Genomic DNA, 1332 nt, shown 5'->3' with positions numbered 1-1332 from the left:
TAAGAATTTTGCTTTAATGTTAGAGCACTAATTTCAGCATAATGTTCAACATGATAATTAAGTTTTTGATTTTGTATTCTATGAATAGTAACTAAATTTGTGTTATAATACACATGTAGTTGATCATCATATACTTGAAGTTTTAGTCTTTTACCTATATATTCTGGTGGGACAGAATATAAATTTGATTTATATGAAATCATACTTTGGCTATTTACTTTAACAGATGTGGTGATTATTTTATAATGATTTCTTATTTGATCTTTAGGTAGTTCTAATAAGAAATCTTTTTCTTTTTCTAAATGTAATATTGGTATTTTGCCTGTTGATGTATGACATGTACTGTTAATTCTATTATTTAAATCAGCAACAAGCTTATGTAGCTCTTCATAACTTAAGGTTCCATTATATGCTCTTATTTCATCTAATAATTTCATAGGAGCCTCTACTTTAGCTTTTGTATTAGGTCTTCCTGCTACGCAGGGATGTACTTTAAAACCATAATCATTTGCAAACTGTTGAAACTTATTATTTATTTTTCCTTTAGAATAATTAGTTCTAGGATTATCCATAACAGTTTTCATATTATCTGTTAGTAATTCCTTCGGAACTCCTCCAAATACTTCAAATGCCTCATCTAGAAAAGAAAATAATATATCCTGTGTTTTGTCAAGAGACAACCTATATACTCTAAATCTAGAGTATGAAAGAATTAATACAAAAATATTTATAATAACAACTTCACCTGTATTTAAAACAAAATCAATATTTTCTTTCCAGTCTAATTGTCCTTGTTGACCTTTTTCTGTCTCATACCGCATAGGCGTAGCCTTGGCTATATGTCCTTTTTTCCTATTATTAAAGTACTCATTAAATTCTGAGTGATTAGAGATGTATCTTCTAAAAGAAGATTGTGCACAGTCTAATCCATGATTATCTTTAAGATACTGCCATAAAATACGTTTATAATAAAATACTTGAATTGAATCTTTACCAAGAAGCTCTTTTATAATGGGTTCAAAAGCATCTATTTTGGATTTGCGATTTCTAGTGGTGGGTTTAACATATCCATTTAAATATTTACCTACGGTACGTGGATCAACGCCAAGTTCTCTAGCTATCTGACTTTTGTTTACTTTCAAATTGTTTTCCTCCATAATTAACTTTAATTTATGAAGATCTTCTAACTTATTTATCTTTATTTCAGAATGAACATCTATATGTATAATCATAATTACCTCCAATTTAAATATTGATAATTATACTATACATATAATCAATTTGTACATTCTTAAATGATCACTTTCTTACATTCTTATCGTATCATTTATA

At 27.5% G+C, this 1332-nt stretch carries 1 protein-coding gene; it reads right to left on the bottom strand.

From position 1 onward, the window contains the following. Positions 1 to 1232: IS21 family transposase (gene istA / locus EGD97_RS12215; RefSeq protein ID WP_127837558.1), on the bottom strand; the 1232-nt coding region annotated here is incomplete at its 3' end. Between the last annotated feature and the right edge of the window lie 100 nt (positions 1233 to 1332).

It is taken from the genome of Clostridium prolinivorans (assembly GCF_004011155.1).
GTDB classification, from domain to species: Bacteria; Bacillota; Clostridia; order Clostridiales; family Clostridiaceae; genus Clostridium_AT; species Clostridium_AT prolinivorans.
Note: the sequence above shows the minus strand (reverse complement) of the source record. Positions and strands in the feature narration are given on the sequence as shown.